This is a genomic window from Lutimonas sp. (assembly GCF_051011215.1).
Lineage (GTDB): Bacteria > Bacteroidota > Bacteroidia > Flavobacteriales > Flavobacteriaceae > Lutimonas.
The window spans coordinates 1-24,894 of record NZ_JBPCUJ010000031.1 but is presented as its reverse complement, the minus strand read 5'-3'; the positions used below and the strand labels follow the sequence as shown (position 1 = coordinate 24,894).

Annotated in this window: 21 protein-coding genes and 1 pseudogene; 6 read left to right on the top strand and 16 right to left on the bottom strand. The window is 37.0% G+C overall.

The window, feature by feature from the left end; genetic code table 11:
* The 5 genes from gpmI to ACR2MV_RS03480 form a co-directional block, all read right to left on the bottom strand.
* Positions 1–1,176: 2,3-bisphosphoglycerate-independent phosphoglycerate mutase (gene gpmI / locus ACR2MV_RS03500; RefSeq protein WP_434020512.1), on the bottom strand; the 1,176-nt coding region annotated here is incomplete at its 3' end.
* Positions 1,177–1,337: 161 nt separating this feature from the next.
* A complete protein-coding gene (locus ACR2MV_RS03495) occupies positions 1,338–2,450 on the bottom strand; it encodes a PQQ-dependent sugar dehydrogenase (RefSeq protein ID WP_434020511.1) in 1,113 nt (370 codons plus the stop codon).
* A 34-nt stretch (positions 2,451–2,484) separates the two neighbouring features.
* Complete coding sequence (locus ACR2MV_RS03490) at positions 2,485–4,788, bottom strand: TonB-dependent receptor (RefSeq protein WP_434020510.1); 2,304 nt, start codon at positions 4,786–4,788, stop codon at positions 2,485–2,487.
* Positions 4,789–4,792: 4 nt separating this feature from the next.
* Positions 4,793–6,250, bottom strand: coding sequence for a M14 family zinc carboxypeptidase (locus tag ACR2MV_RS03485; protein ID WP_434020509.1), 1,458 nt, complete (start codon positions 6,248–6,250; stop codon positions 4,793–4,795).
* Positions 6,251–6,253: 3 nt separating this feature from the next.
* Positions 6,254–6,919, bottom strand: coding sequence for a peptidoglycan recognition protein family protein (locus ACR2MV_RS03480; RefSeq protein WP_434020508.1), 666 nt, complete (start codon positions 6,917–6,919; stop codon positions 6,254–6,256).
* 305 nt (positions 6,920–7,224) lie between these two features.
* Between ACR2MV_RS03480 and ACR2MV_RS03475 the strand changes: the two genes are divergently transcribed.
* A complete protein-coding gene (locus ACR2MV_RS03475) occupies positions 7,225–8,973 on the top strand; it encodes an aromatic amino acid hydroxylase (RefSeq protein ID WP_434020507.1) in 1,749 nt (582 codons plus the stop codon).
* An 11-nt stretch (positions 8,974–8,984) separates the two neighbouring features.
* On the opposite strand, the gene pyk is transcribed toward ACR2MV_RS03475, so the two are convergent.
* The 5 genes from pyk to ACR2MV_RS03450 form a co-directional block, all read right to left on the bottom strand.
* The gene (gene pyk, locus ACR2MV_RS03470; RefSeq protein ID WP_434020506.1) at positions 8,985–10,409 is read right to left on the bottom strand and encodes a pyruvate kinase; all 1,425 of its coding nucleotides are present in this window, start codon (positions 10,407–10,409) and stop codon (positions 8,985–8,987) included.
* 3 nt (positions 10,410–10,412) lie between these two features.
* Positions 10,413–10,880 carry an IPExxxVDY family protein gene (locus ACR2MV_RS03465; protein ID WP_434020505.1) on the bottom strand — a complete coding sequence of 156 codons (468 nt, stop codon included), beginning with the start codon at positions 10,878–10,880 and terminating at the stop codon, positions 10,413–10,415.
* A 115-nt stretch (positions 10,881–10,995) separates the two neighbouring features.
* Positions 10,996–11,730, bottom strand: coding sequence for a ribonuclease III (rnc, locus tag ACR2MV_RS03460; protein ID WP_434020504.1), 735 nt, complete (start codon positions 11,728–11,730; stop codon positions 10,996–10,998).
* Between the two features lie 6 nt (positions 11,731–11,736).
* A complete protein-coding gene (fabF, locus tag ACR2MV_RS03455; protein WP_434020503.1) occupies positions 11,737–12,990 on the bottom strand; it encodes a beta-ketoacyl-ACP synthase II in 1,254 nt (417 codons plus the stop codon).
* 86 nt (positions 12,991–13,076) lie between these two features.
* Entirely contained in the window at positions 13,077–13,310 is a 234-nt protein-coding gene (locus ACR2MV_RS03450; protein ID WP_224930148.1) for an acyl carrier protein, read from the bottom strand.
* A 170-nt stretch (positions 13,311–13,480) separates the two neighbouring features.
* Here ACR2MV_RS03450 and ACR2MV_RS03445 point away from each other — a divergent pair, with 170 nt between their 5' ends.
* Together ACR2MV_RS03445 and rnhA are read left to right on the top strand one after the other, a co-directional pair.
* The gene (locus tag ACR2MV_RS03445) at positions 13,481–14,044 is read left to right on the top strand and encodes a phosphoribosylglycinamide formyltransferase (protein ID WP_434020502.1); all 564 of its coding nucleotides are present in this window, start codon (positions 13,481–13,483) and stop codon (positions 14,042–14,044) included.
* Positions 14,041–14,529: a ribonuclease HI gene (gene rnhA, locus ACR2MV_RS03440; protein ID WP_434020501.1), complete on the top strand. Its 489-nt coding sequence runs from the start codon at positions 14,041–14,043 to the stop codon at positions 14,527–14,529. The genes ACR2MV_RS03445 and rnhA overlap by 4 nt, the downstream gene beginning before the upstream one ends.
* Here the strand turns inward: rnhA and ACR2MV_RS03435 are convergent.
* Positions 14,526–15,161: a DUF4377 domain-containing protein gene (locus tag ACR2MV_RS03435; RefSeq protein WP_434020500.1), complete on the bottom strand. Its 636-nt coding sequence runs from the start codon at positions 15,159–15,161 to the stop codon at positions 14,526–14,528. The two genes, rnhA and ACR2MV_RS03435, sit on opposite strands and share 4 nt — an antisense overlap.
* A gap of 10 nt (positions 15,162–15,171) precedes the next feature.
* Positions 15,172–16,386: an aminotransferase class V-fold PLP-dependent enzyme gene (locus ACR2MV_RS03430; protein ID WP_434020499.1), complete on the bottom strand. Its 1,215-nt coding sequence runs from the start codon at positions 16,384–16,386 to the stop codon at positions 15,172–15,174.
* Between the two features lie 110 nt (positions 16,387–16,496).
* On the opposite strand from ACR2MV_RS03430, the gene ACR2MV_RS03425 reads away from it, so the two are divergent.
* Together ACR2MV_RS03425 and ACR2MV_RS03420 are read left to right on the top strand one after the other, a co-directional pair.
* Positions 16,497–17,843, top strand: a complete 1,347-nt coding sequence (locus ACR2MV_RS03425; protein ID WP_434020498.1) for a serine hydrolase domain-containing protein — start codon at positions 16,497–16,499, stop codon at positions 17,841–17,843.
* Positions 17,844–17,847: 4 nt separating this feature from the next.
* On the top strand, positions 17,848–18,720 hold the full coding sequence (locus ACR2MV_RS03420) for a cupin-like domain-containing protein (RefSeq protein WP_434020497.1): 873 nt from the start codon (positions 17,848–17,850) through the stop codon (positions 18,718–18,720).
* A gap of 4 nt (positions 18,721–18,724) precedes the next feature.
* Here the strand turns inward: ACR2MV_RS03420 and sufD are convergent, their stop codons facing one another.
* The 4 genes from sufD to ACR2MV_RS03400 form a co-directional block, all read right to left on the bottom strand.
* Complete coding sequence (gene sufD, locus ACR2MV_RS03415) at positions 18,725–20,047, bottom strand: Fe-S cluster assembly protein SufD (protein WP_434020496.1); 1,323 nt, start codon at positions 20,045–20,047, stop codon at positions 18,725–18,727.
* A gap of 10 nt (positions 20,048–20,057) precedes the next feature.
* Positions 20,058–20,795: a Fe-S cluster assembly ATPase SufC gene (gene sufC, locus ACR2MV_RS03410; RefSeq protein ID WP_434020495.1), complete on the bottom strand. Its 738-nt coding sequence runs from the start codon at positions 20,793–20,795 to the stop codon at positions 20,058–20,060.
* Between the two features lie 87 nt (positions 20,796–20,882).
* Positions 20,883–22,331 carry a Fe-S cluster assembly protein SufB gene (sufB, locus tag ACR2MV_RS03405; RefSeq protein WP_434020494.1) on the bottom strand — a complete coding sequence of 483 codons (1,449 nt, stop codon included), beginning with the start codon at positions 22,329–22,331 and terminating at the stop codon, positions 20,883–20,885.
* 22 nt (positions 22,332–22,353) lie between these two features.
* The gene (locus ACR2MV_RS03400; RefSeq protein ID WP_434020493.1) at positions 22,354–22,683 is read right to left on the bottom strand and encodes a HesB/IscA family protein; all 330 of its coding nucleotides are present in this window, start codon (positions 22,681–22,683) and stop codon (positions 22,354–22,356) included.
* A 274-nt stretch (positions 22,684–22,957) separates the two neighbouring features.
* On the opposite strand from ACR2MV_RS03400, the pseudogene ACR2MV_RS03395 reads away from it, so the two are divergent.
* Positions 22,958–24,894, top strand: a pseudogene (locus ACR2MV_RS03395) (hypothetical protein); the annotation flags it as partial.

The window sequence follows — 24,894 nt, the reverse complement described above, 5'->3', positions numbered from 1 at the left end:
ACATATAAAATCTGCTTCTCCTGCTTTTAATTCTGGGAGGATGGCATCACGAATGTCAAAAGCACTCATCTCTGGTTTTAAATCATAGGTAGCTACTTTTGGTGAAGGACAAAGTAATCTTTTCTCTCCATTGAATTCCTTTTCACGTCCTCCGGAGAAAAAGAAAGTAACATGAGGATACTTCTCAGTTTCAGCAATTCGGATCTGTTTTTTATTGTTATTTTCCAGGATTTCTCCCAGCGTCTCTGTCAGATTATCTTTTGGGTATATTACAGAAACTTTTTCATAAGAATCATCATAATTTGTCATCGTAACATAGTACAATGGCAGGGTATGCATGTCAAACTCTTCAAAATTCTCTTGAGTAAGAGCTCTTGTCAGTTGTCTTCCTCTATCGGTTCTAAAGTTGAAAAAGATAATCACATCATCGGCTTCGATGTTGCCGACAGGATCTCCTTGAGCATCTGTCATCACGATGGGTTGTATAAACTCATCGGTAACTCCCTTGTCATAACTTTTTTGAATACTTGCAGCGGCATCCGTAGATTTTTCACCTATACCGTTTACCATGACATCATAAGACAGTTTTACCCGTTCCCAGCGTTGATCTCTGTCCATCGCGTAATAACGTCCACAGATACTTGCCAGTTTACCGGTAGAACCAGCCATAGATTCTTCTATTTCCTTGGCAAAACCTAATCCTGATTTAGGATCTACATCTCTTCCATCGGTAAAGGCGTGAACAAATACGTCCTTTAAGCCATAATCATCAGCAGCATGTAAGAGCCCTTTAAGATGGTCGATATGAGAATGAACTCCTCCATCGGACAGCAGGCCTAAAAAATGAACCTTTTTACCATTTTCTTTGGCATATTTAAATGCATCCGAAACAACTTTTTCTTTGGCGATTGAACCATCTGCCACTGCATTGTTAATTTTAACAAAATCCTGATAAACAATTCTTCCTGCCCCCAGATTCATATGACCAACTTCTGAATTTCCCATTTGACCTTCAGGAAGTCCAACGTTCAAACCATCGGTCCGCAAACTTGCGTTTGGGTAATTATTAATTAATGAATCGAAATAAGGAGTCTTTGCCTTGTAAATTGCAGAAACATTGGGGTTTTGTGTTTCTCCCCATCCGTCTAATATGATTAAAATAACTTTTTTGTCCATGGCTTTTTGCGTTTGAAAAATTCAAAGGCAAAGATAGTGAACAAATAGATTTTGGGCTAGAAATAAATACAAAATAAAGCTTAAAAATCAATTGAATTCAGGGTATTCAGAATACAATATGGAAAAATTATTAGTTAGCGATTTTTAAAAGGACCTAAAACCTAATTGCTAACAAGTTTTACAATTCCGAGTTGTTCTATAGAAGCATAAATATATCCATCCGGGCCAATTTTTACGGTTCTTACCCGACCCATATCTTCCATTAATTTTTCTTCACTTATAACTTTTCCGTTTTGAAGCTTGACAAGATTTAAATATTTGAATTTAAGGGATCCAACAAGTAATTGATTTTCCCATCCAGGATAATTATCTGTTGTTATAAATGTCATTCCGCTGGGGGCGATTGACGGCACCCAATAATGCAAGGGCTGCTCCATACCTGGCAAGGAAGTGTTTTCTGTAATAACAGAATCGTTATAGTTTACTCCATAGGTAATTAAAGGCCAACCATAGTTTTTTCCTGAATGAATGATGTTTATTTCATCCCCACCTTGAGGCCCGTGTTCATGTACCCATATTTTTCCTGTTTGAGGATTCATTGCCATTCCTTGAGGATTTCTATGACCATAAGAGTACACAGCGGCCTTGGCACCCGCTGTTGAAACAAATGGATTGTCAGAGGGAATTGATCCATCGTCATTGAGTCTGTATATTTTACCTCCATCCCTTTTAACATCTTGAGGGTTATTATCTCTGTTTCCTCTGTCTCCGATGGAAAAGTACAGATATCCGTCTCTGTCAAATTCTATTCGAGACCCAAAATGCTGCCCCTTTTTAGTATTTGGCGTTGCTTTGTATATCATTTCTTTGTCAACCAATGAACCATCTACTATTTTGGCTCTCATTATGGCTGTATTCGCTCCCTCATCATCATTTTCTGTATTGGCCGAATACGAAAAATAAAGCCAGCCATTGGTGGCGTAATCAGGATGAAGTTTTAAATCCAACAGGCCTCCCTGGTTTTTGTATACGACCTCTGGAACGTTCTTTATGTTGGTTTTTTTTCCATCCTTAAAAAGGATTAAGGCACCTTCCTGCTCAGCAATGAGTATAGATCCATCTGGCAGGAATTCCAGACCCCAACCAATTTCAATACCATCAACTACCGTTTCCGCCTTATAACTGAAGTTGTTTTCGCTTGTAAATTCATTGTTCTTCTGGCATTGAATCATTGAAAATGACAAACATATAATGAGGAAGCTGATTTTTTTCATTTTGAATTCGTTTAGATTTTAAAGGTACAATTTTTTAGAAAGTATAAGAAAGATTCAGGCCGGCGAAATAATTTCTAGGTTCTCCCGGGTAATAATAGCGAGGAGGATTGTTGCCAAAACTACCAGCATTTATAAGAAGCATTGAGGCATATTTTTCATCAAAAATATTGTTCAGACCAACATACAGGTCAAGTTGAAAATGTGTCGAGATCATTTTTTTGAAACCAGTTTTTAAATTGACTATTTGATAGCTGTCTGCATAGATACTGTTGTCATCCCTTAAAGGAATTTCACCTATATACTGGTAGTTTAAATAGGTGTAAAAGCCCGTTTTGCTGTTTAAGAGCAGTTGAGAGAAGAAAGTTTTATCAGGAACACCTGTAAGGTCATTTCCGGAATAGTCATTATCTACATCTTTAAAATCATCAAAGGTATAGTGATGTAAGCTAAATGAGTTTGAATGACTTAACTGAACAGAAGGTTTGTTGATTAAGAAATAATTAAGTCCGATTTCCAGCCCTTTATGAGTTGTTTTTCCGGCATTTACTCCAATAAATTGATCATCTCCTGTCCTTCTGGCGACCAGTAAATTATCAATATCCATCAGATAGATAGCGACCTCATAACTAAAGATATTTTGTATGATTTTTCCGCGACTTCCAATTTCATAATTCCATCCGGTTTCAGGCTGAATGTCGTTATTAATCAAACCATCAGGCAACAAGGTTTCTTCCAGTTTAGGCGGAGAAAAACCATGGCTAACAGTGGCATAGATCATAGAATGTTTCCCCAGCTGATAATTTAAACCCAGCTTTGGAGACAAAATAGGGTCAAAGCCATAGTTCCCGGATTGATTTTCGTCATCATCATTAAACCGATCTTCGATTTGATAGGAAGTTTGATTTAGATTCAGACCGAAATCTACCAAAAGGTTTTTAGCCAAAGCGTATTTGGCTTCAAAAAAGAGGTTGTAATACTGTCTGTTTTCTTCGAAATTACTCAGTTCATCTCCTTGTACGCTTCCGGTGCCAGGTGGAAAATCTCTGTAAAGGTTTTCGAAAGTCTTCATGTTATTTATATCATTGAATAACTCTAATCCCAATGTCCATTGGAGTTTCTTTTGAAACAGTAGTTTTTGATTGATAAACCTTGTTCTCAATCCTAAAGACCTCGTGTTCTGCTCCAGAATATTGAATGGTCTTGCCTCGTATGAATCTAAGAGGCTCCCAAAAATACTGCTGATCTGTTGAGAATTCTCATTGAATCGATGTTGCCAGGAAAGCCCTAGTAAATATTTGTCATAATCTTCAAACCCTTTGGATTGGGCCCAGGTGAAAGCTGCTTTAGTCGGTTCATTTTGATAATCTTCTTCATTTAGAGAACTGGGTATATAGGCCTTTAGGCTTATGAAATTAGCGAGTATATGAAGATTGTTTTTCTCATTTAGGTAGTGGTTGGATGCCAAAGTTAAGGTTTGACGATCTAATTCGTTATTGTCTCTGTACCCATCACTCTTCGTATTTGAATAGCTAACTTTAGCGGCGTTTGTTTTATTGGCCAGATTCGTGTTCAACAAGAATTTTTGCAAGCCAAAAGATCCAAACGTATAGGCAGATGAAAGCGAATAACGATCAAATGTACCTTTGTCTGGAATGAGCTGAATGGTGCCGCCAAGACCTGCTCCATATAAACTGGAGGATGGACCCTTGAGAATTTCCATTCTTGCGATACCATCTAATTCAATGTCTTCTATACTTGTTTCACCTGAGCCATTTGTCAGCGGGATATCTCCATAATAAGCCCGTATCTTGCTGGTCCCAAACAAGTTTCTTGAGCCAATACCTCTAATGGTAATTCGATTGGTATTTAGCGTGCCGTTATGCATATAAACTCCCGGAACAGTATTCAATATGGGCGCAATATTAACGCCATTATTGCTTTTGATCTGCGTCGTGGGTATCACAGCTATGGAGGCTGAAATTTTTCTAAGTTCGCTTTGAAAGTTATCTGTTTTTATCACAACCTCAGAAAGGGAGAAAGGCTCTTCTTCGAGTTCAATAATTGTCAGTCCTGTAGAATTGACGGTGAATGTTTTGGGGTAATATCCTTCCTTGACGCAGGTAAACTTGCCTGATTTTGTAAGTGTAAATTCACCATACTGGTCTGTCATTTCCAGCAATCCGTTGAGACTGTCAAGAATTTGAGCGTGCTGAAGTTCCAATTTATTCTCAGCACTCAGCACTTTTCCTTGATACGTTTGACCCCAAATAGATGGAGATACTATGAATAACAGAACCGTGAAACATAAAAGATATGTCAGATTACATCTGCAAGACATCATGCTATTTTACAACTCCGTTTTTAACCCCGTTTTTATTCTCACTCAAATAGTAGACAAAACCATTGATCACAGCATAAACAACAGCCTCATTTTTTTTGAGTAAAAAAGTAGCATCTGAACCAAGCTTTACGGGTGAGTCAGGAATCGAATTACTTTTTGGGATCATTATTTTCTCTACATCAATAATATTCATTGGCATCGGAGTGAATTTGATTTCGCTTGGCATATTACTAATGCTCACAGAGGTATAACCTTGCTTTAATAAATCGGCAAAATCCAGATTTCTAAACGCTTCAAAATCATCTAGTATTTTAGGATAGGTTTCTCCCACTTTGTATTCGTAGCCTTCGGCATTTAAGGTTTCATATCCATGATGAGTTGATAAATCCCCAACATCAACGATTTTTCCAAGGTAGAAAAACTGACTGTGATCATTGTTTTCAATTTCGTAATGATTAATGCCCAGATCCACTTCGAAATCTAAACCTAAATAGGAAAATTTTAATCGTTCAATTTTAAGATCATATAGTTTCCGATCATTTCTGGGGATGGATAAATACTGATCTAATGTAGATGATTCATAGCCTTTTGTTGAGATACTTTCCAAGGCGGACAATATGCTTACGTAATTTAGTTTGCGGATAAACTGTTTTTCAGGATCATCAAACTGACCGCCTGATTCAATCAGTATGGTACTTGTACCCCATTTTTGCATGTTGTCACCAAAAGCTCTCGGTTCAAATTCGTCGGAATATCTTCCCACTTGTCCTTTGGCATATCGTTGAATGATTTTATTCATATGTGCAATAATGCGCATGGCATCACCGCGGGTTTGATTGATGTCTTTTTCAAAATTATAGGCAGGCGCCAAGAACGAAATGGTAGCAGGTTTTGCTGTTTTCTGGGCATTGTAATATTTACTTTGATCATGCAGATTGAAACCAAAATCTGCCTTCAGGCTATCTCTTGTATTTTTGAGCAATATCGATTCTGGAGATTGTAATCTTAGGGCATCTCGATTGATATCTATACCGATGGCATTTCGCCTAGAAAAAACTTCAGCACCGTCAGGATTTAGCATAGGAATCATATGTACCCGCAGGTTTTTTAAGATTGTTTTGTGTTTTTGCACGTAATTTAAAATATCAAACATGGCCATGGTGGCAGTTGACTCATCGCCATGCATCTGTGACCATAATAGCACATCAATGTCACCTTCACCTAGGCTGATCATTTTAATACTTCGACCTTGAATGGATTCTCCTAAAAGTGTAATTTCGAACTCGTTTTTAGTTTCAAGAGAATCAATTAATGGTTGAATGTCCTGGTGTTTGAATCTTCTTTTGTCCAGAGAAGCTTCTTTATAGTCTTCATAAGATGAAAATAATTGCTGATCAAGGGTTTGACGCTGAGAATAGCTCAATAAGGGCAGTAGTAACAGCAAAAGATATTTTGTCATAGTTTAGTTTTTAACAGGTATTTCTTCCCAATTCGATGTGGTGGTTGCCGCTCTCAGTCCTTCCATAAAAGTTTCTCCGGGATCCGTTTTTTTTGTTCGATACTTTTCGTCAATTTCGAGCCATAATGGATGCCCTTCAAATAAGGTGTATTCATAATGGCCTATGAGATAATCGATATCTGGATATTTCTTTTTGAGGTATTTGATCAGTTTAATGTTGGATTTCAATTGTTTCTTGGTCAAAGGTTTGTCTGCTGTTCCACCCACATTTTCGATGCCTATGGCACAATGGTTTAGTCCAATGACATGTCTGGCCATCGTTCTTTCCGGAAGCAACCTGTAAATACTGCCATCCTGATCAACAAGAAACTGCGCTGAGACATTTAGAGAGCTGGCACTGGTAATATCTGCTCGACTACCCGGTAAACGACTATCTTTAAATGCATTATATGATTGCTCAAGACTGGGAATTGCTGTCCAATGTACTACAATCATTTTTGGAGAAATGATAGCTTTATCTTTTTCAAGCCCGTATCGTTTTGACATGTACTCAAGACTTAATGCTTCCCGTTCCTGATCAAAAACAATCGGTTTGTCAACAATAGTAACTGACTTGCAGGAGCAAAACATACATCCTAAAAAGCAAATAAGAAGTGTGAATTTCAACATGGAGCAGAAATGATTCTTGGTCTTCGGCTAATTTAGCTAAAAATAAGGTTTATGAAATGAAATTAAAGGGCTTTTATTCCGGAAAAAGGATGGATACACTTTTACGAATAGGAGATAAAAAAAATAAGAATAGCAAATTAGGTTTTTGTTTTAGGAATTAGTTGTCCTGAGCCTTGAAATACAATGATTAATTAAGGATTGAATTGTTATTACTGTGAAAGTGACAAGGTTGATTTAAAAGGTTTGAGAATGCCTTAAAAAAATGGAGAGTTTAAATTTATATAACTTTACATAAAAAGCATTCTATGAGTAGAGATTATCTTTCAAATAGTGTGTTGGACAAACTTCCATATCACTTGCGCGATTTTATTCTGAAGCAGCCTTATGATTCTTATACTGCACAAAATCAAGCTGTTTGGAGATATGTGATGAGGAAGAATATGGATTATCTGAAGACCAAGGCTCATGAATCCTATATTCCGGGCCTGGAAAAGGCAGGAATATCTATTGAAGAAATACCTCGGATGGAGGGCATGAACAGGATATTAAAAGAAATAGGTTGGGCGGCTGTTTCGGTAGATGGTTTTATTCCACCAAATGCCTTTATGGAATTCCAGGCTTTTAATACTTTGGTGATTGCATCAGATATCCGGACCATTGAACATATTGAATATACACCGGCTCCTGATATTATCCATGAAGCGGCGGGGCATGCACCTATTATTGCCAATCCTGAGTATGCTGAATATTTGAGACGTTTCGGAGAAATTGGTTCCAAGGCGATTTCCTCAGCAAAGGATTTTGAATTATATGAGGCCATCAGGCACCTGTCAATTATTAAAGAGGATCCTTCTACAAAGAAAAATGAGATTGAAGAAGCAGCGGAACAAATAAAACACCTTTCTGAAAACATGGGAGCACCCAGTGAGATGGCGGGTATTAGAAATATGCATTGGTGGACAGTGGAGTACGGTTTGATTGGCAGTATTGATAAGCCGAAAATTTATGGTGCGGGGCTTTTATCTTCCATAGGTGAGAGCAAATGGTGCATGAGCGAGGAGGTAAAGAAATTACCTTATACGATAGCGGCCTCAAAGGTTGAATTTGATATTACTAAGCCGCAACCTCAGTTGTTTGTAACCAAAGATTTTGCACATTTGAGTTTTGTACTCGAAGAGTATGCAAATACCATGTCATTAAGAACGGGAGGCCTTCAGGGGATTAAAAAATTGATACAGTCAAATGATCTGGGAACGGTTGAATTAGGAACCGGGATACAGATTTCAGGAAAATTCACTGAGGTCATCTTTGATGATAAGAATCGCCCCATTTATTTTAAAACATCAGGACCAACTGCGCTGGCTTACAAAAATAAGGAGCTGATAGGTCATGATAAGAATTACCATAAGGATGGGTTTGGATCTCCCATAGGAAAATTAAAAGGAATTAATCTGCCTATAGAAAATATGTCTCCCACAGATTTGGAGGCCTATGGAATCTACGAAGGAAGAAAAACAAGTTTAATCTTTGATGGAGGAGTAAAAGTGGAAGGTGAGATTATTACCGGTAAAAGAAACCTGCAAGGAAAAATTATTTTGATTTCATTTAAGAACTGTACAGTGAGTCACCGTGACTCTATTTTGTTTCATCCTTCTTGGGGAATTTATGATATGGCAGTAGGAGAGACCGTCATTTCAGCATTTTCGGGAATTGCGGATCCTAATTCTTATGGACAACAATTTGAAGTTCCAAGAGAGAAAACACATAAAATAACATACAAATCAAAAGAATTGGATTTGTTTACACTTTATCAGGAGGTGCGAACAATGAGACAATCGGACAATATCGACGTCGAAAGGATAAAAAAAATATTCGGGCAGCTCGTGGAGAACTACCCGAATGACTGGTTATTGGTTCTGGAGATATTTGAGCTTTTAAAGAGAGGAACTGATAAAGCGTTTACTCAACATGTTCAATCCCATTTAAAAAATGCCTATCAAAATACTTCCATTCAGCATCTTGTTGAAGATGGAATTCGCTTGATTGAAGATTGAATGTATGCTCCTTAAATTTGAGAAACTCTCAAGGTATTTACCATCCCTTTATCATGAACCGGCATTGAAGTCAGGTTGATGACAAAGTCTCCTTTTTTGGCGTAATTTCTTTCCAATGTTATTCTGTTCAAATCTTCAACAGTTTCATCGGTACTGACCATTCTATCATAATATTGCGCTTTCACGCCCCATAAAAGGTTTAGCTGGGCTAAAATTCTAGGGTTATCGGAAAAGGCAAGAATATTCGATTTTGGTCTTCTTGCTGAAATCTGAAATGCTGTATATCCACTATTGGTTAAAGTGGTGATAGCAGCTGCCTCAATTTCATCAGCCAGTTTTGCGGCATTGCTACAAACTGCTTTAGAAATATATCTCTCATTGATGCAATTCACACCTTGAACATATCCTTCGATCAACTCAGAATCTTCAACACTTACAATGATACTTCTCATGGCTTTGATCACGTCTGCTGGATATTCTCCCACGGATGTTTCTCCTGAAAGCATTACCGCATCAGCACCATCCATAATTGAATTGGCCACGTCATTCACTTCGGCTCTGGTAGGAATCTGGCTTGTAATCATCGACTCCATCATTTGAGTAGCAATAATTACCGGTATTCTGGCTTCCTTCGCTTTACGCACTAACATTTTCTGAATGATAGGTACTTTCTGCATTGGTATTTCAACACCTAAATCTCCCCTGGCTACCATGATACCATCACAATAAGAAGTCAGGTGATTGATATTATTAATAGCTTCAGGCTTTTCTATTTTTGCAATTATAGGAATTTTATAGCTTGACTTTTCTTTGATCAGGTCGCTAAGTTTTACCAAATCTTCTGGCGTACGCACAAATGATAAGGCCATCCAATCAACTTCTTGCTCAATGGCAAATTTGGCATCTTTAATGTCTTTTTCTGTAAGAGCAGGTAAAGAAATATTCGTATTTGGAAGGTTCACCCCTTTTTTAGATTTCAGACTTCCGCCTCTTAAAACCTTAGCGATCACGGTAGAGTCACGATCCGTATCAATTACTTCAAACAAAAGTTTTCCGTCATCGATCAGAATATTCTCCCCTTTTTCAACATCCTTCGGGAAATTCTGGTAGGTCATAAAAGCTTTCTCCTTGGTACCTGTACATTTTTCTGTAGTAAACGTAAATTCGTCACCCTCATTTAAATGCACACCATCTTCCATAACTCCAACACGAAGTTTTGGACCCTGAAGATCGGCAAGAACAGCAACATTGTAGTTGTTTTCCTTATTTAATTCACGGATATATTTGATTTTTGTTTTGACGTCTTCATAGTCAGCATGAGAAAAATTCACTCTGAATACATTGACACCTGCAATCATTAATTCCTTGATTTTCTCCTTGGTTGATACCGCTGGTCCTAAGGTGGCAACTATCTTCGTTTTTTTTCTTGTTTTCATTCTTTAAAAAATTAAATTATCCCTTGATTTCAAATCCATAGGGTCAATAGCATATGAGGCTATTATATTATTTATTTTATTGATTCTTACCAATGTCTTACTCAACGCTGTATCATCTCTTAACCCATTGATTTTTATAAAATAATCAATCCGTTTTTTTTCCGGGATCAGGTAAGAAATTTTAGTTTCTTCGGGGAATAAAATACTTCCTCCCTGACTTACGTCTTGTGTAAAAACGTGTTTGTTCGCAATTAGGGACCATGATGTGAATGCCGTTTCGTCTTCAAATTTATAAAGCGGAAAACTGCAATTCTTGAATTTAAAATCAAGATCTTCCTTAAATCTTCTCAATTGTATATCTAAATGGTCGTTTAAAAAAAAAGCCATTCTATAATCTGCAAGAATAGAATGAATACCAATCAGAGCATAGTCATGATCGTATTCAAAATCAATACAATGAATTTTTGACACTATAGTTGGATTGAGACAAATCTGTTTGCAAAAATAAAGATACTTTTGATATAACAACTTAATTTTCTACGAAATCGATTTAGAAGGCTACAAGTAGCGTAAAATAAGGAATAAATCAAGCCTCTATTTGTGCTTTTAATTTGTAGTAAGCTCGTTTGGATGCTATTTCTTCAGCCTTCTTTTTTGAGGTTGCACGACCTTTTGAAACCAAATCCTGATCTACCAGAAGTTTTACACTAAAATGTTTTAAGGTATCATTTCCGGTATCTTCGTACACATTATATTTGATTCTCTTCTTATTTTTTTGACTCCATTCGATTAAAACACTCTTATAGCTCGTGATTTTTCCTTCAAGTCTTTCTATATCAACATAGGGTTCAATAACGAATCTGTAAATAAATTTTTCAGTAAAGGCATAGCCCCTGTCTGAATGAATCGCGCCAATCAATGCCTCAAATAGATTGCCGTGTATATTATCACCAAAATTTGTGTTTGGGACCGAGCTTTTGACAAAATGAATCAGGTCTAGATCTTTTCCTAATTCATTCAGGTGCTCTCTACTCACAATTTTGGATCGCATTTGAGTGAGGTAGCCTTCATCCCCGGCAGGAATTTTTTTAAATAAGTAGTTGGCAATAACTGCCCCAAGGATCGCATCGCCTAAAAATTCTAAGCGTTCATAATTTTTAGGATTACCCTTGCTAGTCACTTTTTTTAGTGAACTGTGGGTAAATGCTTCTTTATAAAAATCAACTTTTTTCGGTTTGTAACCTAAAATCTTTTTCATCTCCATAATAAATTCTTCATCCTTGGCAGAATGAGAATTTGTTATTTTGCGAATTAGATTCATTAAGTACTAGTCTTCGAATTTCCTAAATAAGATACAAGCATTATGACCTCCGAATCCGAATGTGTTACTCATTGCCACCTTGACATCTCTTTTTTGAGCCGTATTAAACGTGAGGTTTAATTTAGGGTCAATTTGATCATCATCAGTGAAATGATTAATGGTTGGAGGTACAACACCATGGTTAATTGACAGGATAGAAGCGATGGCTTCGATAGCACCGGCGGCACCGAGCAAATGACCTGTCATAGATTTGGTCGAATTGATATTAAGGTTGTATGCATTGTCACCAAAAACACTTTGAATTGCTTTTAGTTCAGCAACATCACCTAAAGGAGTTGAGGTACCATGCATGTTAACAGCATCCACTTCTTCTGGAGAAATATCAGCATTTTTCAAGCAATTCAACATCACATTTTTAGCGCCTCTTCCTTCTGGATGTGGTGCAGTAATATGATGAGCATCAGCAGAAAGTCCGCCTCCTATTACTTCAGCATAGATTTTAGCTCCTCTTGCTTTGGCATGTTCTAATTCTTCCAGTACCAAAGCACCGGCTCCTTCACCTAGAACAAATCCGTCTCGCTCTTTATCAAAAGGACGAGAAGCAGTTTTTGGATCATCATTTCTGGTAGATAAAGCATGCATGGCGTTAAATCCGCCCATGCCCGCAATGGTTACTGCCGCTTCTGATCCTCCTGTTACTAATACATCTGCCTGACCCAATCGAATATAATTCAATGAATCAATAATAGAATTTGCAGAAGATGCACAGGCTGAAACTGTTGTAAAGTTTGGACCTTGCAGGTTATGTTTGATTGAGATTTGCCCAGGAGCAATATCTGCGATCATTTTTGGAATAAAAAATGGGTTAAAACGTGGAGAACCATCACCTCTGGCATAATTAAGCACTTCGTTCTGAAAAGTTTCGAGACCACCGATACCGGCACCCCAAATCACCCCTATTCGTGAGGTATCTTCTTTTTCCAGATCCAGGCCTGAATCAGCAATTGCCTCATCGGATACTACCATTGCGTATTGAGTGAACCTGTCCATTTTTCGAGCTTCTTTTCTGTCAAAGTGATCAGTAGCCACGAAGTTTTTCAATTCACACGCAAATTGAGTCTTGAATTTTGAAGCATCAAAATAGGTAATGGGAGCAGCACCGCTAACACCGTTCGTCAGTCCTTCCCAGTATTCTTCAACAGAATTTCCTATAGGAGTCAAAGCTCCCAAGCCTGTTACTACTACCCGTTTTAATTCCATCTTTGAAGTTTTTGTTAATAAAAACAAGAAATTACGAGCTCTTTCCCATCAGGAAAAGCTCGTAATTTTATAAGTAAAGTATAAATTTATTTAGCTTCTTCAATATAGCTAATTGCCTGACCAACAGTACCGATGTTTTCTGCTTGGTCGTCTGGAATCTGGATATCAAATTCTTTTTCAAATTCCATAATTAACTCAACTGTATCTAATGAATCCGCTCCTAAGTCGTTGGTAAAGTTAGCCTCATTAGTAACTTCATTCTCGTCCACTCCTAATTTATCAACGATAATAGCTTTAACTCTTGATGCAATGTCTGACATAATTTTTTAATTTTAAATTTAAATATTGCTGCAAAAATAATATATTTTAAGTTCTAATCGATAAAAAGTAAAAAAAATTAAACAAAACGAAAAGTATAAATACTTTCATTTTTCTTTTTCCAATTTGATTATTATGCTTTTTTTTGTTTTCATTGAATAAACCTTGAATTATGCAAAGGATCATTATTTTTGCCTCCGGCTCAGGTACAAATGCCGAAAACATTATCGATTATTTTACCAATAGCAGGGTGGCGAAGGTGACATATGTTGTTACTAACAACCCAAAGGCCGGCGTCATTGAAAGAGCAGATCGATTGGGAATCGATACGAAGCTATTTTCAAAAGCGGAGATGGCAACCACGGCTTTTCTTGAGTTTTTGAATAAAAATGCCGACTTCATAGTGTTGGCAGGATTTTTATTAAAAATACCCGATGAAATGCTGCGATTGTTTCCTGATCGTATTATAAACATACACCCCGCTCTTCTACCAAAATATGGTGGAAAGGGAATGTATGGGATGCATGTGCATAAAGCCGTCGTTGACAATATGGAATCAGAATCCGGAATAACCATTCATTATGTGAACGAAAATTACGATGAAGGAGCCGTTATTTTTCAGAAGGCAGTTGCCCTGACCACAGAAGATACACCACATGATGTGGCAGCAAAAATTCACCAACTTGAACAGGAAAACTTTCCTCAGGTAATCGAAAATTTACTCCAAACCAAATGAGGGTAAACGTTTATACAGATGGAGCCTGCAGTGGAAACCCGGGTAAAGGAGGTTATGGCATCATTATGGAATGGGTCGGTAAACCGTATGTAAAGGAATTTTCAGAAGGATTTAGACTCACGACAAACAATCGCATGGAGTTACTTGCGGTAATCGTTGCTCTCGAACAATTAAAAAAAGAAGGTGTTCAGGTGTTGGTATGTTCAGATTCTAAATATGTAATTGATGCCGTAGTGAAAGGCTGGGTTTTTAATTGGGTCAAAAAAGGTTTTAAGGACAAAAAAAATCCTGATCTGTGGAAAAGATTCTTAAAAGTCTATAAAAAACATGAGGTTAAATTTCAATGGGTTAAAGGGCATAATGACCATCCCCAAAACGAGCGTTGTGACCAATTAGCTGTTGCCGCAGCTAAATCTGAAAACCTACATATCGATAAAGAGTTTGAGCTTTCTAAAAAAGGAGCATCAGGTGAAATAAAATTCTAATTTGACAAGGCAATGATGAGAACTTCATCATTTTGATCGTACAAATACAATTCCTTTTTCACAATTTCATATCGTGCTACTTTGGGTAATAGACTCAAAAATGAATCTTCTGAACTCATATCAGGGCAAAGCTTTCTGGTTGATCCAGTTTTTTCAAATCGTATTTCCTTTCCAGATAGCTCATACGTTGAAAAATAATTATTACAACCGGCAAAACCAGCCAATCGATTATCTTCTTCGTAAAACGTCATGGTTGGTGATGAAGAAATTTGATCCAGGCCTTTTAGTTTTAGCACCGTCCATTCCTTCATAAGATCCGAAGGAACAGCAGTGGCTACTTTTGAGACTATTTCTTTTAGCATGTATTTTATAGACGAGGCATCGGCTGCAGGTTTATCCACTTTTATTTCTGTGACCAGCAACTCATAAGTATATCCGGGTTCGAAAGTGAAACCTTCTATCTGATCATAAAAATAGGTCCATTCATCTTCAGGAGATTCCTTTACCAACATACAGGTTTGAGGCCCAACCCCAACACAATCTGTAACATGGTCTGCAACGATCAGCATTTTAGACTGTAAATCACTGGTAGAAGTACAGGCAAGTGTGAAAAAAAGAATAAAATATTTCATGACTAAAAATTTAAGATAACATGTTTATGGCTCTTTCAAGAGCTGCTAAAAATAGATCAATTTCTTCTTTGGTATTGTAGAAAGAAAACGAAGCACGAATTGTGCCAGGAATTTGATAGTAGTCCATAATGGGCTGCGCACAATGATGCCCGGTTCTCACGGCAATTCCTAATTTATCAATAATGCTTCCTATGTCATAAGGATGAATCCCCTCAATATTAAATGATATAACCGCGGCTTTTTCCTTGGAGGTACCGTAAATAATGAGGTTATCGAAGGCAGTTAATTTTTCAGTAGCATAGCTGAGCAATTCATTTTCATAAGCGGCGATTGTATCGAAACCAATATTATTCATATAATCTAAGGCAACCCCGAATCCGATAACACCGGCAATGTTCGGCGTACCTGCTTCAAATTTATGAGGGAGATCAGCATAGGTAGTCTTCTCAAAACTTACTTCTCGAATCATTTCCCCTCCTCCCTGATAAGGCGGAAGTTTTTGCAGCCACTCCTCTTTTCCATAAATCATTCCTACTCCTGTAGGTCCGCAAAGTTTATGAGCAGAACATGTATAGAAATCACAATTTAACTCCTGAACATCGGGCTTTATATGCGGTGTGGCCTGCGCACCATCAATTAATATGGCAGCTCCATAGGAATGAGCTTTATCGATAATTGATTTTATAGGGTTAATTGTTCCCAAGGCATTTGATACATGATTCACAAAAACCAATTTGGTCTTTGAAGAAAGCAAGGTATCATAGGTATTCATTTCTAATTCGCCCTCAAGTGTCATTGGAATCACTTTAAGAATCGCTCCGGTCTTCTCGCATAACATTTGCCAGGGAACAATGTTTGAATGATGTTCCAGTGCCGATACAATTATTTCATCACCCTCTTTTAAGAGATATGAGAATCCATTGGCTACCATGTTGATTCCATGAGTTGTTCCTGAAGTTAAAATAATCTCATGCGACTTTTTCGCATTAAAATGCCGCTGAATTTTTATCCGGGCTTCCTCGTAAGCTTCTGTGGCTTCCTGACTTAAGGTATGCACACCACGATGGATATTGGCATTGTAATTACTATAGTAATCAACCAAAGCATCCATCATCACTTGAGGCTTTTGACTTGTTGCAGCATTGTCAAAATAAACCAATGGTTTTCCGTTTACTTCTCTTTTAAGAATTGGAAAATCCTCTCTAATTTTATTTACGTCGAACATATCTTATTTAGAATCATTCAAAATACAAATATACGACAGTATAGCGGTAAACGCTTCAAAATTAAATTGAAAATTTCTCTATTTTTGTTTGGCTCCTAAATAAACTTAATATGAAAAAATGGTTGAAGTATTTTTTGTTTTTACTCTTGGCAGGAATTGCCATTCTTGTATATATCTATTATCCCGCTTTAAATATTGTTACGGGATATTCGAGTAAAAATATGGCGTCAGGAATTTTTGTGACAGAAAGAGATCAAACATCATTGATGGAATATGACAATGGCTTCTTTCCTATTAGCCTTGCTGATTATGATGTGAACATAGAAGAGAAATCTGTGACGTCGTCTTTATTTGGCCTGATGAAACGCAAAGCGATCTATTACGAAGGTGTTGGAGCGGTATTGGTCAATAAGGATGAAGATGCACTCACCAGCGTCATAGCTCCGATTCGAGTCCAACAATCTTTAAATATGCCGTATCCTTATGGGAAACTCCAACAAAAAGATACTTTATTTGAAGAGGTAAATTATCAATATTTAGAAAGTGCCGTTGATAATGCTTTTGATAAGGAAGGAGAGCAATTAAAGCAAACCCGTTCTGTATTGGTGGTTTATAAAGATCAGATTATTGCTGAAAAATACGAAGCTGGATTCGATAAAGAATCTCTAATGCATGGATGGTCCATGACCAAAAGTTTTACCAGTACCATCTATGGTTTGTTGCAAAGGCAGCGAGGTCTTGATTTGACTGGTACAACAGGATTGGAGCAATGGAAAGCTGATGAGAGAAAGGACATTACTTATCAAAATTTATTAGAAATGAATAGTGGTCTGGAATGGGAGGAGGCTTATTTTAATATTTCGGATGTTACTAAAATGCTGTATCTGGCTGCAGATATGGGCGCCATGCAAATAGATAAACCTTTGACTGGGACCCCTGATGAGTCCTGGAACTATTCTTCAGGAACAAGTAATTTGTTGTCAGGACCTCTTTTAAGAGCACAATTCAATAGTCATCAGGAATATCTCGATTTCTGGTATACGGAGCTTCTGGATAAAATCGGAATGCATTCTGCTGTAGTTGAAGTAGATCAGGTTGGAAATTATGTTGGATCTTCTTACGCCTGGGCCACCACCAGAGACTGGGCGAAATTTGGTTTACTGTATTTACATGAAGGGAATTGGAACGGAGAACAGGTTTTGGATAGTTCATTTGTAAAATATGTAGCAACTCCTACAAATAGTTCAGAAGGAAGGTATGGAGCACAATTTTGGTTGAATGCAGGTGCTTATTTCCCGGATGTCCCGGCAGACATGTACTACTGCAGTGGCTTTAAGGGGCAGTATGTGTTTATTTTCCCCAGTCAGAACCTGATTGTTGTCAGGACCGGTCTTACCGGAGATCCAACCTTTAATGTCAATGAATTTTTAAAAGAAATCATCGCGAGTATTTCATGAACCCATGCCTAAAACGAAATTAAATCTGAGTCGGGTTGAAAGGGTTAAGAATATTTCTAAAGCGGACTTTTTTAATCATTATGTCAAACCTCAAAAACCATTGGTGATTGAGGAAATGGTGAATCATTGGCCTGCCACTCAAAACTGGAATTTTGATTATTTCAAAGAGAAGGTAGGAGATAAGATCGTACCACTTTATGACGACCGTCCAGTGGACCACAGGGATGGGTTTAATCAACCACACAGAAAGATGCGCATGAGTGACTATCTGGATTTACTGCAAAAAGAACCGACCAGATATCGAATCTTTTTATACAATGTACTCAAAGAAACTCCTGAACTGCAAAATGATTTTGACTTTCCTGATATAGGACTGCGTTTAATGAAATCTCTGCCCATGCTTTTCTTTGGAGGTCGGGACTCCTTTACTTTTATGCATCATGATATTGATTTGGCAAACATTCTTCATTTTCATTTTCAGGGTAAAAAAGAGTGTATTCTTTTTCCTTATAAGGAAAAGAGGTATTTATATAAAGTACCTCATTCTTTAATTACACATGAATCCATTAATTTCTCCGATCCGAATTTTGATGAATGGCCGGCACTTAAAAAAGCCAAAGGGTTTAAAGCTAATTTAGAGCATGGAAATGTATTGTATATGCCAGAAGGTTATTGGCATCATATGCGCTATATAAGTCCGGGCTTTTCGATGAGTATGCGTTCGATAGCCAGAAATCCTAAAAACCTTTCGCAGGCATTGTACAATGTTTTTATTATGAGAAACATAGACAATATCATGCGGAGGATGAAGGGTCAAAAATGGATTGATACAAAGAATCAAAAGGCCATAGAGCAAACGAACGCAAGGCTTATCTAAAAACCTACAGGTCCATTCCGAGTTCTACATCAAGTTTTTGCGCCAGAATCTTGTTAATTCGGGGTTTTAAACCTGGAATTTTAATTTTTTCGACCACATCATTACAAAAAGCAAAAAGCATCAACGCCTTAGCTTCTTTTTTAGGAATTCCTCTCGATTGCAGGTAAAATAAAGCACTGCTGTCAAGCTGCCCAATGGTGCAGCCATGTGAGCACCTCACATCATCTGCGAAAATTTCCAGCTGCGGCTTTGCATTAATGCTTGCTTTATCTCCAATTAGAATGTTATCATTTTGCTGATAAGCATTGGTTTTTTGCGCCAGTTTATCTACAATTACTTTTCCATTGAACACACCTGTAGCGCTGTCATCGTAAATTCCTTTATACAATTCATGACTTTCGCAATTTTCCTGCTTATGATGCACCAGTGTATGGTTGTCGACGTGTTGCTTTTCACCAATTACTGAAATTCCATTTAGGTTCGAAGTAATATGTTCCCCTTCCTGATGAAATTCAAGATTATTTCTTGTTATTTTACCTCCAAAAGAATAGGTGTTTATTGAAACAATACTATTATCTTTTTGTTGTACATATACATTGTCAATCAATGAAGAAGTCTTTCTGTCATTTTGAATTTTGTACATATCAACGATGGCTCTTTTATGGGCAAACACCTCTGTAACAGCATTTGTTAACACTGAATTATCACTCAGACTCTGATGTCTTTCATAAATTTGCACATGTGAATTTTCGCCCACCACAATCAAATTTCTAGGTTGCAGCATGATTTCTTTTTCATTTCCTGTAGAAAAATGAAGGATCTGAATTGGTTTTGGCAACACCACATTTTTAGGAATATTTATAAATACTCCTTCTTTGGAAAAAGCAGTATTCAATGAGGTAAGACTATCATTTTTAGCAGCAACAGTTCCAAAATAATGGTCAACAACCATTTTGTATTTTGGTTGTTTAATAGCAGAGGACAGAATACAGATGTCTACACCTTCATGTGTTGTGTCAGATAAAAAAGAACTGTATGCCCCATCGATAAAAACAATTTTATACGATTCGATTTCATGCAGGAAATACTGTTTTACTTCTTTAAATTCAACCGTCGCATCTCCTTTCGGAAAAACACTATAATCATTGTTAATTAAGCTCTTCAAAGAAGTGTATTTCCATTCCTCGTTTTTTCTGTCAGGAAATCCTTCTTTTTCAAATTGTTCAATTGCCTCAGTTCTGAGACCGTGAATTTTCGAATCCAGATCAACATTGCCTCTGTTCTCAAAGGCCATAAAAGAGGTTACTAATTTTTCTTTTAAATCCATATCAATATCCCTATTTCAACCAATCGTATCCTTTATCTTCCAGCTCATGGGCCAATTCCTTACCTCCTGATTTTACAATTCTTCCATTGTGTAATACATGAACATAATCGGGAACGATATAATCTAAAAGACGCTGGTAATGTGTAATTACAATCACTGCATTGTCTTCACTTTTCAATTTATTTACACCGTTGGCAACTATTTTCAGAGCGTCAATATCTAAACCTGAATCTGTCTCATCAAGTATTGCCAGACTTGGCTCTAACATAGCCATTTGAAAAATTTCGTTACGCTTTTTTTCACCTCCTGAAAAACCTTCATTTAAAGATCTGGAAAGGAATTTTCTATCCATTTCTAAAAGCTCAGATTTTTCTCGGATCTTTTTCAACATATCCTTTGCCGGCAAATCTTCAAGTCCCTGTGCTTTTCTTTTGGCGTTGATCGCAGTCTTCACAAAATTGGTAGTCGTTACGCCAGGAATTTCAACAGGATACTGAAAAGACATAAAGATTCCTTTATGTGCTCTTTCGTCTGGCGCTAATTCAAGAATGCTTTCATCTTGAAATTGAATATCACCATCCATAACTTCATAGGTTTCATTACCTGCAATAACCGAAGAAAGTGTACTTTTTCCTGAACCATTTGGTCCCATGATCGCATGAACTTCTCCAGGGTTGATTTCTAAATCAATCCCTCTTAAGATTTCTTTATCTTCTATACCTGCGTGTAGATTATTTATTTTAAGCATTGTTCTATTTTTTGCGAAATCCGGTATTTTTTCACCGGTTCTCTATATGTTTAATTCGTTTTATCTAATTAAATGTCATGAAATGATTTATCCGACGGATCCTTCAAGGGATATCTCTAATAATTTCTGAGCCTCTACAGCAAATTCCATAGGAAGTTTGTTGAGCACCTCTTTACTAAAACCATTTACAATCAAAGCAATGGCCTTTTCAGTATCGATTCCTCTTTGATTACAGTAAAATAGTTGATCTTCCCCAATTTTACTTGTAGTTGCCTCATGTTCTATTTGAGCTGATTTGTTTTTGGCCTCGATATAAGGAAAGGTATGTGCACCACATTTATTCCCCATTAACAAGGAGTCACATTGAGAAAAATTTCGAGCATTTTCGGCTCTGGAACCTACTTGTACAAGGCCTCGGTATGAGTTCTGAGATTTCCCTGCTGAGATTCCCTTTGAAATAATGGTACTTTTTGTGTTTTTCCCCAGGTGGATCATTTTTGTTCCTGTATCAGCCTGTTGAAAATGATTGGTAACTGCAATAGAGTAAAATTCACCTACTGAATTGTTCCCTTTTAAAACACAACTTGGATATTTCCAGGTAACGGCACTGCCTGTTTCAACCTGTGTCCATGAAATTTTTGAGTTGTTATGGCAAATACCTCTTTTGGTTACAAAATTATAAACACCACCTTTACCTTCAGCATCTCCAGGAAACCAGTTTTGAACGGTTGAATACTTTATTTCAGCATCATCTAAGGCAATTAGTTCTACAACAGCCGCATGTAATTGATTTTCATCTCTGGCAGGGGCGGTACATCCTTCTAAATAACTTACGTAACTTCCTTCATCAGCAATAACCAAGGTTCTTTCGAACTGACCAGTCCCTCCTTCATTAATTCTAAAATAAGTTGACAATTCCATAGGACATTTCACACCTTTTGGGATATAACAAAAAGAACCATCCGTAAAAACAGCAGAATTCAATGCCGCATAAAAATTATCCGTTTTTGGTACAATACTTCCTATGTATTTCTTAACCAATTCGGGATGGTCCTGAATGGCTTCACTTATAGGACAGAAAATGATACCTTTTTCAGCCAGTGTTTCTTTAAAGGTGGTGGCCACCGATACGGAATCAATCACAATGTCCATAGCGACTCCTGAAAGTCTTTTCTGTTCATCAATAGAAATTCCCAGCTTATTAAAGGTTTTTAATAATTCAGGGTCCACTTCGTCTAAACTTTCCAGTTCCTTTTTAGGTTTGGGGGCAGAATAGTAGCTGATTCCTTGAAAATCAGGTTTTTCATAATTGACATTCGCCCAATCAGGTTCTGTCATGTTCTTCCAAACTTCAAAGGCTTCCAATCGCCAGTCCGTCATCCATTGGGGTTCGTTCTTCTTCTTGGAAATAGCCACAATGATATCTTCATTCAGCCCTTTTGGAAAAGTTTCAGATTCAATATCAGTGTAGAAACCATATTCGTACTCTTTGGTTTCGAGTTCTTTTTTCAAATCATCCTCGGTGTACTTACTCATAATCTCAGATTAATAAATTATATTATAGTGAGAAGCTTTCGCCACAACCACAGGTTCTATTTGCATTTGGATTTTTAAAGACAAATCCGGTTCCATTCAGGCCTCCGGAATAGTCAAGCTCAGTTCCTACGAGGTATAAGAAGCTTTTTTTATCAACAATAATTTTGATATTATTATTCTCAAATATTTTATCGTTCTCCTTTTCTTCATTATCAAAACTAAGATCATAAGACAAACCAGAGCAGCCTCCGCTTTTTACACCTACTCTTATGAAATCTTTTGAAGCGTCATATCCATCCTCGCTCATTAATTCAATGGCCTTCATTTTGGCCTTTTCAGATACTTGTATCATAACAAATTAGATTCATTCTAAATAATTGCAAAGATATGCTAAAATCTAGACGTGGAAAATTTTCAAAAAAAAAAGTGACCCTTTAACACAATAAAAAAAATTTTTCTGCAACAGGAAAAAGACGCAATAAAGAATATTTGGCAGCGTTTCGCTATTAACAATTTTCTCGAGTTATTAACATCTTCTTAACAAGGATGAACTCTTCTTATAAGGCTAATGATAATATCCTCGAGATAAGTTGTTGATATACAAACAATAACAAAAGACATAGGATATGAAAACCGACCCCTCCCGAATCGGTAACATTGAAAAATCGAAAAATAATCCCCTGATTTCACAAGATGAATTTGTGTTATCAGGCTTTACGTATACCAAATTCTTTAACAACAACGATACTAATCGGATGAATAATTTAACAATTAACAACAAAAGAAAAGTAGATTTCCTTAGACTTAGATCCTCTAAGAAATCATATTATTCTTCTCAAGGCCTTCGAATCTTACTGATTTTGGGTCTATTTCTCTTTTCCATAAGTGTTTTTGCACAGAATGATGGAGATTACAGATCAAGGCAAGATGGAGATTGGAATAATGTAAACACATGGAGTATATATGATTCATCACAACCTTCAGGAAGTGAATGGCAAAATGCAACTACTTATCCAGGTCAAACCGCGGGAGCTTATGATGTTTATATAGTAGGCGGTAATGACATTTTACTTAATATTTCAGTAACGAATAGTATTGGATCATTAACGATTGGAGATGATAATGGATTACTGGAGTCTAAAGAAGAGGTTCTTGAGATTCCTGCAGATAGATATTTGAATACAAATAATGTAACCATAGAGAAAGATGGTTTTATCGATTGGATAGGTGGTGGAAAACAGAATCATATTTTATCATTTCCATCTCCTTTTATTTTGATTATTGAAGATGGTGGACTTTTGGATACAGATGATGAAGATCCAAATTGTAGTGCGGGAAGAAGAATTAATATTGGGGGTGTTGACATTGCAATTTGCAATGAAAATAGTAATGCTGCTGATATGACTTTTGATGAAATCATCAATGACGGGGGATATACAACACCAGTACTAAGTTCTGATTTAAGGCTTGAAAAAAATATTGATAATTCATTTGCTTTTCCAGGCGCGAATACGTTCTTTACCATTGAAATATTTAATGATGGGCCAGATACATCGGTTGGAGTAAAAGTAGAAGACTTATTACCATCAGGTTATTCTTGGGTAAGCGATACTGGCGCAGGAGCTTATGTTCCTGGTACTGGTATTTGGACCGTTCCAGACATGGCTAGTGGTAGCTCGGAGACTTTGATAATAAATGTTTTTGTGGAGTTTAGTTTATCTCCAGCTTCATATTATATAAATAGTGCTGAAGTATTTGAGTCATATAATTCTGACCCAGATTCAACGCCAAATAATGGAATTTCTTCTGAGGATGATCAAGATGAAGCAGGAGCTGCTCTTGTTTTTTACGATTTAGGTATTAGCAAATCTGTTAATGACAGTAACCCATGTATAGGTGAGAATGTTGAATTTACATTAGTAGTTGATCACCAAGCAGCATTCAGTGTTGGTACAGCCGCTGGGGTAGAAGTTACAGATGTTTTGCCTGCAGGATTTACTTATGTGAGTGATGATTCTGGAAATTACACACCAGGAACTGGAGTTTGGTTATTATCAAATTTGGAACCAGGTGCAAGTCAAACGCTTAATATTGTTGCGACAGCAACTACGGCAGGTAATTATACAAATACAGCAACTATTACTGATTCTGATGGGTTTAATTATAATTCAGGAAATAATAGTGATGATGTTGCTATTACTATTGGAACTTCTCCAAATGCAGATGCAGGAGCAACAGCAGAACTTAATTGCTTAGTTACAAGTTTAAATCTAGCGGGAACCAGCAGTACTCCTGGAGCTACTTTTGCATGGACAACAACAGGAACAGGAAACATAGTAAGTGGAGCTAATACAGCTACGCCTTTAGTAGATGGTCCTGGAACATATACTTTGACGGTAACTGATCCTGGTTCAGGATGTATAGCTATTGATACAGTTATAGTAACATTTCTTGCGGATACGATTAACCCAACAGCGAGCAACCCAGCACCGATTGATGTGCAGTGTGCTGCTGATGTACCAGCTGCCGATATTACAGTAGTAACTGATGAGGCAGACAACTG

Coding starts and splice junctions, on each gene's coding strand:
- sufB (WP_434020494.1), bottom strand. CDS start 22,331: ATGAGTAAGTACACCGAGGATGATTTGAAAAAAGAACTCGAAACCAAA.
- rnhA (WP_434020501.1), top strand. CDS start 14,041: ATGAGGGTAAACGTTTATACAGATGGAGCCTGCAGTGGAAACCCGGGT.
- ACR2MV_RS03490 (WP_434020510.1), bottom strand. CDS start 4,788: ATGTCTTGCAGATGTAATCTGACATATCTTTTATGTTTCACGGTTCTG.
- ACR2MV_RS03420 (WP_434020497.1), top strand. CDS start 17,848: ATGCCTAAAACGAAATTAAATCTGAGTCGGGTTGAAAGGGTTAAGAAT.
- ACR2MV_RS03435 (WP_434020500.1), bottom strand. CDS start 15,161: ATGAAATATTTTATTCTTTTTTTCACACTTGCCTGTACTTCTACCAGT.
- ACR2MV_RS03495 (WP_434020511.1), bottom strand. CDS start 2,450: ATGAAAAAAATCAGCTTCCTCATTATATGTTTGTCATTTTCAATGATT.
- ACR2MV_RS03475 (WP_434020507.1), top strand. CDS start 7,225: ATGAGTAGAGATTATCTTTCAAATAGTGTGTTGGACAAACTTCCATAT.
- ACR2MV_RS03400 (WP_434020493.1), bottom strand. CDS start 22,683: ATGATACAAGTATCTGAAAAGGCCAAAATGAAGGCCATTGAATTAATG.
- ACR2MV_RS03425 (WP_434020498.1), top strand. CDS start 16,497: ATGAAAAAATGGTTGAAGTATTTTTTGTTTTTACTCTTGGCAGGAATT.
- ACR2MV_RS03445 (WP_434020502.1), top strand. CDS start 13,481: ATGCAAAGGATCATTATTTTTGCCTCCGGCTCAGGTACAAATGCCGAA.
- sufD (WP_434020496.1), bottom strand. CDS start 20,047: ATGGATTTAAAAGAAAAATTAGTAACCTCTTTTATGGCCTTTGAGAAC.
- rnc (WP_434020504.1), bottom strand. CDS start 11,730: ATGAATCTAATTCGCAAAATAACAAATTCTCATTCTGCCAAGGATGAA.
- ACR2MV_RS03430 (WP_434020499.1), bottom strand. CDS start 16,386: ATGTTCGACGTAAATAAAATTAGAGAGGATTTTCCAATTCTTAAAAGA.
- ACR2MV_RS03450 (WP_224930148.1), bottom strand. CDS start 13,310: ATGTCAGACATTGCATCAAGAGTTAAAGCTATTATCGTTGATAAATTA.
- fabF (WP_434020503.1), bottom strand. CDS start 12,990: ATGGAATTAAAACGGGTAGTAGTAACAGGCTTGGGAGCTTTGACTCCT.
- pyk (WP_434020506.1), bottom strand. CDS start 10,409: ATGAAAACAAGAAAAAAAACGAAGATAGTTGCCACCTTAGGACCAGCG.
- ACR2MV_RS03480 (WP_434020508.1), bottom strand. CDS start 6,919: ATGTTGAAATTCACACTTCTTATTTGCTTTTTAGGATGTATGTTTTGC.
- sufC (WP_434020495.1), bottom strand. CDS start 20,795: ATGCTTAAAATAAATAATCTACACGCAGGTATAGAAGATAAAGAAATC.
- ACR2MV_RS03485 (WP_434020509.1), bottom strand. CDS start 6,250: ATGACAAAATATCTTTTGCTGTTACTACTGCCCTTATTGAGCTATTCT.